This is a genomic window from Alkalibacterium sp. m-11 (assembly GCF_054658155.1).
Window position 1 is genome coordinate 1 of the sequence record NZ_BAAGIR010000094.1, and the last position, 7,760, is coordinate 7,760.

At 41.5% G+C, this 7,760-nt stretch carries 7 protein-coding genes; all 7 read right to left on the bottom strand.

Features of this window, described 5'->3' with window-relative positions:
- Positions 1-219: 219 nt before the first annotated feature.
- The gene (locus tag ACYQ2O_RS09125; protein ID WP_459796461.1) at positions 220-1,035 is read right to left on the bottom strand and encodes a carbohydrate ABC transporter permease; all 816 of its coding nucleotides are present in this window, start codon (positions 1,033-1,035) and stop codon (positions 220-222) included.
- Positions 1,035-1,895: a carbohydrate ABC transporter permease gene (locus tag ACYQ2O_RS09130; protein WP_459796462.1), complete on the bottom strand. Its 861-nt coding sequence runs from the start codon at positions 1,893-1,895 to the stop codon at positions 1,035-1,037. Before ACYQ2O_RS09130 ends, ACYQ2O_RS09125 begins: the two co-directional genes overlap by 1 nt.
- Before the next feature lie 88 nt (positions 1,896-1,983).
- Complete coding sequence (locus ACYQ2O_RS09135) at positions 1,984-3,318, bottom strand: ABC transporter substrate-binding protein (RefSeq protein ID WP_459796464.1); 1,335 nt, start codon at positions 3,316-3,318, stop codon at positions 1,984-1,986.
- An 870-nt stretch (positions 3,319-4,188) separates the two neighbouring features.
- Positions 4,189-5,022 (bottom strand): carbohydrate ABC transporter permease, encoded by an 834-nt coding sequence (locus ACYQ2O_RS09140; protein WP_459796465.1) that lies wholly within the window; start codon positions 5,020-5,022, stop codon positions 4,189-4,191.
- Entirely contained in the window at positions 5,019-5,894 is an 876-nt protein-coding gene (locus ACYQ2O_RS09145) for a carbohydrate ABC transporter permease (RefSeq protein WP_459796470.1), read from the bottom strand. Before ACYQ2O_RS09145 ends, ACYQ2O_RS09140 begins: the two co-directional genes overlap by 4 nt.
- Before the next feature lie 114 nt (positions 5,895-6,008).
- Entirely contained in the window at positions 6,009-7,328 is a 1,320-nt protein-coding gene (locus tag ACYQ2O_RS09150; RefSeq protein ID WP_459796467.1) for an ABC transporter substrate-binding protein, read from the bottom strand.
- Between the two features lie 177 nt (positions 7,329-7,505).
- The coding region (locus ACYQ2O_RS09155; protein ID WP_459796468.1) for a hypothetical protein at positions 7,506-7,760 on the bottom strand (255 nt) is incomplete at its 5' end.

Genomic DNA, 7,760 nt, shown 5'->3' on the forward strand with positions numbered 1-7,760 from the left:
TTTTCTAGACCATCAAACCAAAACCTGTTTGACGAGATAAATCCAATAGTGCTGTAAAAACCAATCAATTGTATGCTCATTTAAGAGCTATTCCCCCAATTATTCCTTGGAGTTTCCTAGTTCACTCGTCTAATTATACGCTTTCTTAAATGAGGATAAAAACAAAAGCTGCCGGCATGTCCAGAATCTACACGACAGCAGCCTTTAAGATGTAAGTTGTTATTTTACCGCTCCATCAGTGACCCCTTCGACTATGCTCTTCTGAGCACTGAAGTAAAAAATGATGACTGGGAGAATGGCAATCGTCAGCCCTGCAAGAGCCAGATGCCATTGTCGGGTGTACTGGCCGAAAAAGTAAAACATTCTTATCGGGATCGTTTCATTCCGTCTGCTTAAAACTAGAGATGGAAGCAAGTAATCGTTCCAGATCCAGATCACGTTCAGGATCGCAACAGTTACTGATATCGGGCTAAGTAACGGAAAAATAATTCTGAAGAAAATCTGAAATTTATTAGCCCCATCTATGATTGCTGCTTCATCAAGTGAAATCGATACTCTTGTCATAGCCCCATGGTAGAGGAAAATAGCCAGACTACTTCCGAATCCAAGATACATAAATATCAGCCCCACTCTGTTCAGCATCCCGACTTGACCGAAATTTGAGGTCAGCGGAATCATCACAGACTGAAATGGAATAAGCATAGCTGCTACGAACATTAGTAGAATCGCTCCACTCAGCCTACTCTTGTTTCTGGCTAATGCATAACCGGCCATAGATGAAAACAAAATGATGATTGCAACACTAGCCAGTGTAATCAGCAGCGAATTAAAGAACGAGCGAATAAAATTCAAATCGTTGAAGGCCGTAACATAGTTATCGAAATTAAACTGAGAAGGCAGGTTCAGTACATTTGCAAAAATGTCCCTGGGTGCTTTAAAACTGTTGACGAGCATGAGATAAAATGGAGAAATCCAGACCAGTCCGAGCAGCACACCGATAATTTCAAGTGCCAGGTATTTTCTGTTGTTCTTCATTACAAGTCCACCTCTCTTTTCTTATTATAATAGACTTGAGATAAAGAGAAAATCGCTACGATAAAGAAGAAAACGACTGCTTTTGCCTGACCATAAGCCATCTGGTTACTGGCGAACGCTGTGTCCACTATATTCATGGCAACCATCTGTGTCGAATTAAATGGTCCTCCACCGGTAAGTGACAAGTTCTGATCATAAATTTTGAAGGAACTGGACAGGGTCAGGAACATCGATACAGTGAAGCCGGGGGCAATAAGTGGAAATGTTATATAGCGGAACTTCTGAAAAGGTGTGGCCCCATCAATATTAGCTGATTCAATCAGTTCCTTAGGTATGCCCTGCAGATAAGCAATGTAGATGATCATAATGTAACCCGCCTGCTGCCAGACCGTCAGGATGACTAGGCCCCAGAATCCGGTAGCTGGAGTAGACAACCAGCCAAGAAGGCCTTCGATACCAGTGAAGTTCCCCATAGCTGCAAATACTCGTACAAAAATAAACTGCCAGATGAATCCAAGAATCAGTCCGCCGATCAGATTTGGCATGAAGAAAACTGTTCTAAGAAGATTGCGTGATTTCAGTTTACTTGTCACTAATAAAGCCAGACTCAGTCCAATAATATTGAGGACGATCACACTGACAAACGCAAACCTGAATGTAAACCAGAGTGATTGCCTGAACTGACTGTCTTCAAGCAGTCTCCGATAATGACCCAACCCTATAAACTGATTGAAGGTCAAGCCGTTCCAGTCTGTAAATGAATAGAAAAATCCCATGACAACAGGAAGTATAACAACAAGTGACAGACTCAGAATGACTGGTGTAATGAACAGCCAGAAGCTTAGTTCCTTATTTCTCATAATAAAGTGTCCTTTCCAGCATCAGTTATGCTAAATAGTATAAAGACAAAAAAGGCCATATGACTGATTCAATATGGCCTTTGTCCTGTTACCGCAGAGATTCCCATGCTGAGATGGAGTTCTCGATCGTCTCCTCCCATGTCATCTCTCCGCCAAGATAAGCCTGAAGATTCGGACCAAATTCATTGTTCGTAAATCCGGTCGGATAGCCATTGAAGATCCACCCAATCGTGTCTCCACTCTCCGAGTAATCGTATACCACTTGAGATAGTGGATCGCCGATCTCCATGTCCTCGTATCCCTCATAAGCTGGTATGAAGTTGAATTCGTTTATGACGAAATCTTTCCCTTCATCTGACAAATACATCCAGTCTAGAAAATCTTTGGCTGCCTGAACCGTCGCATCATCATTGTTAGAGTTGACTGCCCAGTAGTTCGGAATCCCCACTGGAAGATGATTTTCATACCCGTCTAAAGGAATAGGCATCATACCGACACTGTTTTCAGCAAAATCAGGATCCATCTGTTCAAGTGTAGGATAGATCCAGTTCCCCTGCTGAATGATCGCAACCTGTCCTAGAGAGAAGTACTCTTCGACCTGCTGAGAGTAGTCCAGACTCAGAATCGGTTCGATGGAGTAGTCTGCCTGAAGATCCAGCATACGCTGAAATTCATCAGCTCGTTCAAACTCGATGGTTTCAGCGTTATAAGCTTCATTGACATCCTGATTAAATTCATGTGATAAGAAGACATTAGCCAAGTGGTCTCCCATGACCCAGCCTTCTGCACCAGGCAGGGCAAATACAGCCTGAATATCTAACTCATCGAGCTGACTGTCGATCGTCTGAACTGCTTCCTCCAGATCTTCATACGTTTCGATCTGCTCAGCATCGATACCCGCAGCTTCGAACACTTCCTTATTATAAATAAATCCGTATCCTTCTATGTTATATGGTAATGCGACTACTGATCCATCATCTTCAGTCACCGTATCAAGCATGCCATCCAGAGCAGCACCCGCCGCATCCGTATCAGATAAATCCGCCATATACTCTGCCATCTGTTCCATTTCATTCGGTCCGGCCACACTGAAAATATCCGGCTCATCACCTGCACCGAAACGCGTTGTCAACTGAGTGAAGTAGTCTGTCCCACCACCAACTGATGTAATTTCAATCGACACGTTAGGATTCTCATCCATGTACATCTGAGCCAGCTCGTTGAACTGAGAATTGAACTCCACTTTCCCCTGCATTATGGCCAGGCTGACTTCTTCTCCATCAACGGCTCCATTGTCATTGCCGTCTCCTGTGTCTGTTCCCCCATCTGTCCCAGGGATATCTCCCTCATTACCACACGCTGCCAGAATTCCTGCAGCAGAAAATAAGGCCAGTCCTTTGTAAAAAGTTTGACGTTTGAACATTGTATTGCCTCCCTTTCTTTTTCTCACACAAAGAAATTATGTAAGTGGTTACACGTTATATATATAATAACCGAAGCACTTATTCAACAAATTACACTTTTTTGTTAGCGGTATCAGAATAGCATTTTCGATTCGTATTGTTTGATTTCTGATAGAAAAAGTGGTCTTGGATTTAGGAAGAATTGAATAGGTAGCCGCTTGTTCTGTTCTATTGGCTGACAATCAGGCTGAGCCTGATTGTTCCTTACTGATTTTAGTGCTGATCACTTATCTGAGTTCTGTAACTGTATTTTCCCGTTCCAGCGTTAGCATAAAATGTAGCTATGCGAATTATAATTGAAGAAAAGAATCACTTGTAGTGGATGAAGTATAGCTAGGCAGGGTCTAGCTATAGTTTACGATCTAAATTAGATCATGACCATCACTAGAAGCGTTCTAGTGGCATATACTTTTGAAAAATGGAAATAAACTATAAGTAGAGCCTGTCTACCTGTATTTGAAATGGAGAATTAGAGAGGAAGCTGTAATTAGATTTTTTCTTGTTATAGTTCAATTGGATAAACGGGCGGTAAGCTATGAGTACTTCCTTGCCAGCGGGACTTCAGCAACGCCAAATGACAATCAGCTCAGCTACCCTCACAACTTTTTTTACACCCTGATAAGCAATGTGCTCATAGAACTATACTAATGCAAAAAAGCTGCCCCTCAGGACAGCTTTTCTCAAATTAATTTAACCACTATTTCTATATAAATACCCTCCGTTTATTCTCAGTCAGCTGCAAGTGATACTACATTAGGGTCCTATATGTCACGAACTGGTTAGTAGAGACAACGGGACTCTATAGCACCGAAAGTCCAGATAGTAATGATTTACTTAATTGATCCGACCATTCCTGCAACAAAGTGTTTTTGAAGAACGAAGAATATTATCGCTGTAGGTATGGTAGTAAAGAATATCGCAATCATGACTGCTCCAAAGTCAATTGTGTGGCCTGATCCCATAGCAGAAATGACTAAAGGAACAGTAAAGTTGCTTGGAGACTGAAGAATTACCAATGGCCACAAAAAGTTATTCCAGGCACCCATGAACGTAACAATTCCTGCTGCTGCATAGGTTGTTTTCATTGTAGGTATATAGATTTTTAGAAACAACCCAAGTTCTGACAGGCCATCCATTCGTCCTGCCTCCAGTAATTCTTTAGGGAACATCTTGGTGTTCTGTCTGAAAAAGAACACTAGAAAGGCTGTAGATAAATAAGGAAGGATGACACCGAAAAGCGTATCAATCCCTAGAGCGGGTGCTATTCCTGAAATCGTACCGAATAATCTGAATAATGGAACCATCAGTGCTGCAAAAGGAATCATCATAGATAGAAGGATAATGTTATAGACCATTTCCTTTCCTCTGCTTTTATGAATCTCAAAGCCGTATCCCGCCAGTGATGAAATGAATATGGACAGAATAGTCTGACCGACTGACACTATTGTAGAATTGATAACTGACCTTGTCAGTGCAGTCGTTTCCAGCATCGTTCTAAAATTATCTACAAAATATGTTCCAGGGAGCATTCTTCCCCGTGTAATGTCAATTGAAGGATTCGTTATACTAATGATCAGGAAGTAAAAAGGAAAGAAAAACATGATTGAAGTTACGATCAGAAACAAATACATAAAGAACTTTTTCATTGCCTTATTCTTCTTCATTTTTTCTCCCTCCCTAATCTAAACTGAATAACCGACAGAATTATAACGAACACAACTATACTATAGGAAACTGCTGCGGCATACCCGAAGTTCGGTGTAAATTCGAACGAAAGGTTATAGATGTACTGAGACAAGGTTGTGGTCGCATTTCCTGGTCCCCCTCCTGTCAAGTTCATCGGCTCATCAAACAACTGCAGCGTTCCGATTGTTGATGTAATGGAGGTGAACAGAATAACTGGTCTGAGCATTGGAATAGTGATCTTGAAAAACTGCTGCACTGCACTTGCTCCATCAATACGGGCAGCTTCGTATATGCCAGGATCAATATTCTGCAAAGCAGAAAGATAAAATATCATATTATATCCTGTCCAGCGCCAAGTAATGGCTATGATAATGAGTACCCTTGCCCAGAACGGATTACCAAGCCAAAGTATGGGACTATCTACCAGATTGACAGCCATCAGAACCTGGTTGACAATCCCATTGTTGGCGAACAGATACCTGAAAACTAACGAGTAGGCAACCAAAGATGTAATCGCCGGAAGAAAAACGATCGTACGGAACAGCCCTTTGAATTTCAGCGTTTTCTGATTAAGAACAACTGAAAACATCAGTGCCAGAATAATCATCAATGGAATCTGAAAGACTAAGAAAATAAAGGTGTTTCTCATTGCAGTGAGAAAAGCCTGATCATTAAAAAGCCTACGATAATTGGATAGTCCGGTAAAGTTGAGGTTTATCCCGGCTCCAGTATGAAGTGAAAGCCAGAATGCTTGGATCATCGGATAAAAATAGAACAGAACAATAAACAGTGTTGGAATGATAACAAATGTCCAGCTCATAATGATGCGGTTCCTCTCAAGTTTACCCATCTTTTTCTTTTTTTGAACCTGGTGGTCGGATGACAAAGTAATCTCCCCCTTTAAAATAGCTCATGCTCTTTCAGTATGCGTCTGCTGAAAGAGCATGAGTGTCCGTTCAGTCAATTACTGCATTGCTGATTCTGCCTGACTTTGAGCGTTTTCAAGTACATCGTCCAGGTCTGCTCCACCTAAGTAGTCCTGAAGAGCAACAGCAAGTATATCTTGAATCTCATACGTTCTTTGACCGAACTCTACTTCTGGAATTTCCTGAGTCCATTCAGCAAGATCCTGATAGATCTGCTGACCACCGTAGAACTCACTCTCATATGCATACGCTTCACCTTCTTTCGCTGGCAAGAAAGCTCCCATCGCTCCTATTTCAACAAGTAGATCCTGATAAAAATCAGCGTCAGAACCGAACGTTTCAGCTAAGAATTCAGCAGCCAGTTCCTTGTTGTCAATGTCAAGAACATATATCGAAGACCCACCTAAGTTGGACGCATTGACTGAATCATCGAGGCTCTGTCTAGGAATAGGTGCAATTCCCCAGTTTCCGGACTGATCTTCAGCCTGCATGATTGACGGATTGATCCAGTTACCTGTTGGCACGGTCACTACATCCCCATTATTAAAAGTCTGGATAAACTGATCCCATTGATTGTGAACATTCATGATACCTGCATCGACCATCTGCTTGTAATTTTCGAATGCCAGTCTCAAGGATTCGTTGCCCTCAATATAAGGTGTCACGCCATCAGCTTCTGTCCACCAGACTCCACTTGACTGCATCATGATCCGCATCAGACCTAAGTCTCCATGATCGTTAGTAATCCAGCTGATGCCGGTTTCCTCATAAACAGCTTCACCGATTTCAATATATTCTTCCCATGTTATATCCTGAAGATCCTCAAGCGAATATCCTGCTTCCTCCAGATAGTCAGTTCGAACGAATAGGCCAGTTACTCCAGTATCAAAAGGAACATTGTAGACATTACCGTCATGAGTTCCGGCTGCCAATTTGTAATCTGCAAAGTCATCTGTTTCATAGTAGTCGCCTAGTGCATAAAACGAGCCTTCAAAGGAATTAAGGAAACTTGGAGCACGATAGTCTTCAATAAACACTATATTTGGCAGTCCCGTTGTTACACCTGAACTCAAACTTGTATTCAGTCTCTGGACGACGTCTTCCTGGGAGTTTTCCACTATATTCAAGCTGAAGTCAGGGTTATCTTCCTGAAAGCGTTCTTCAGCCATCTCAAGTGCTACAACGTTAAAGTTTGGATCCCAGGTCCAGACCGTCAACTCAGTCGGATCATCGGTTGCTCCTTCGAAATCATCGTCCTCTGCTACATCTCCGTCACCTGTTCCATTTCCGTTACCACAAGCTGATAGTAAAAGTAAGGCTGTTGCACTTAAAGCTAAATAAGACTTTTTATTGAACATAGTAATCCCTCCGCTTTTTTATTTTGAATTTACCCTTTTTACACTAAATATCCACTATTGCATGTAATTAGAAAACCTGTATTCGTTAATTCCTCATTTTTAGCAATTATGTTTAAAAATAGCCATGCAAATGAAACGCCCATATGCGCGTTTTAAAAAATTATTCAGTTTATTCATTCACAGTAAAGATAACTGATTCGAACGCTTTTCTACTTTATAAAAGTATCTGATACCTACTGTATCAAACGAGAGGATTTTAGAGATACCTCGTATGAACCGATAAAGATAGAACTTTATTTTCTTTCGTTTGTTTGAAGGTCGTGCCCGTGCTAAGACTGTTTGTGTATGGTAGTTACTCTTTTCAATGGCCAACGAATAATGCCCAACAAGACAATTCATCAGTGTATACAGAATGCGTAATGAACTGACCGT

What these genes read in the sequence shown, in the direction of transcription:
- ACYQ2O_RS09125 (WP_459796461.1), bottom strand. Translation starts at nt 1,035, where the DNA reads ATGAAGAACAACAGAAAATACCTGGCACTTGAAATTATCGGTGTGCTG.
- ACYQ2O_RS09130 (WP_459796462.1), bottom strand. Translation starts at nt 1,895, where the DNA reads ATGAGAAATAAGGAACTAAGCTTCTGGCTGTTCATTACACCAGTCATT.
- ACYQ2O_RS09135 (WP_459796464.1), bottom strand. Translation starts at nt 3,318, where the DNA reads ATGTTCAAACGTCAAACTTTTTACAAAGGACTGGCCTTATTTTCTGCT.
- ACYQ2O_RS09150 (WP_459796467.1), bottom strand. Translation starts at nt 7,328, where the DNA reads ATGTTCAATAAAAAGTCTTATTTAGCTTTAAGTGCAACAGCCTTACTT.
- ACYQ2O_RS09140 (WP_459796465.1), bottom strand. Translation starts at nt 5,022, where the DNA reads ATGAAGAAGAATAAGGCAATGAAAAAGTTCTTTATGTATTTGTTTCTG.
- ACYQ2O_RS09145 (WP_459796470.1), bottom strand. Translation starts at nt 5,894, where the DNA reads ATGGGTAAACTTGAGAGGAACCGCATCATTATGAGCTGGACATTTGTT.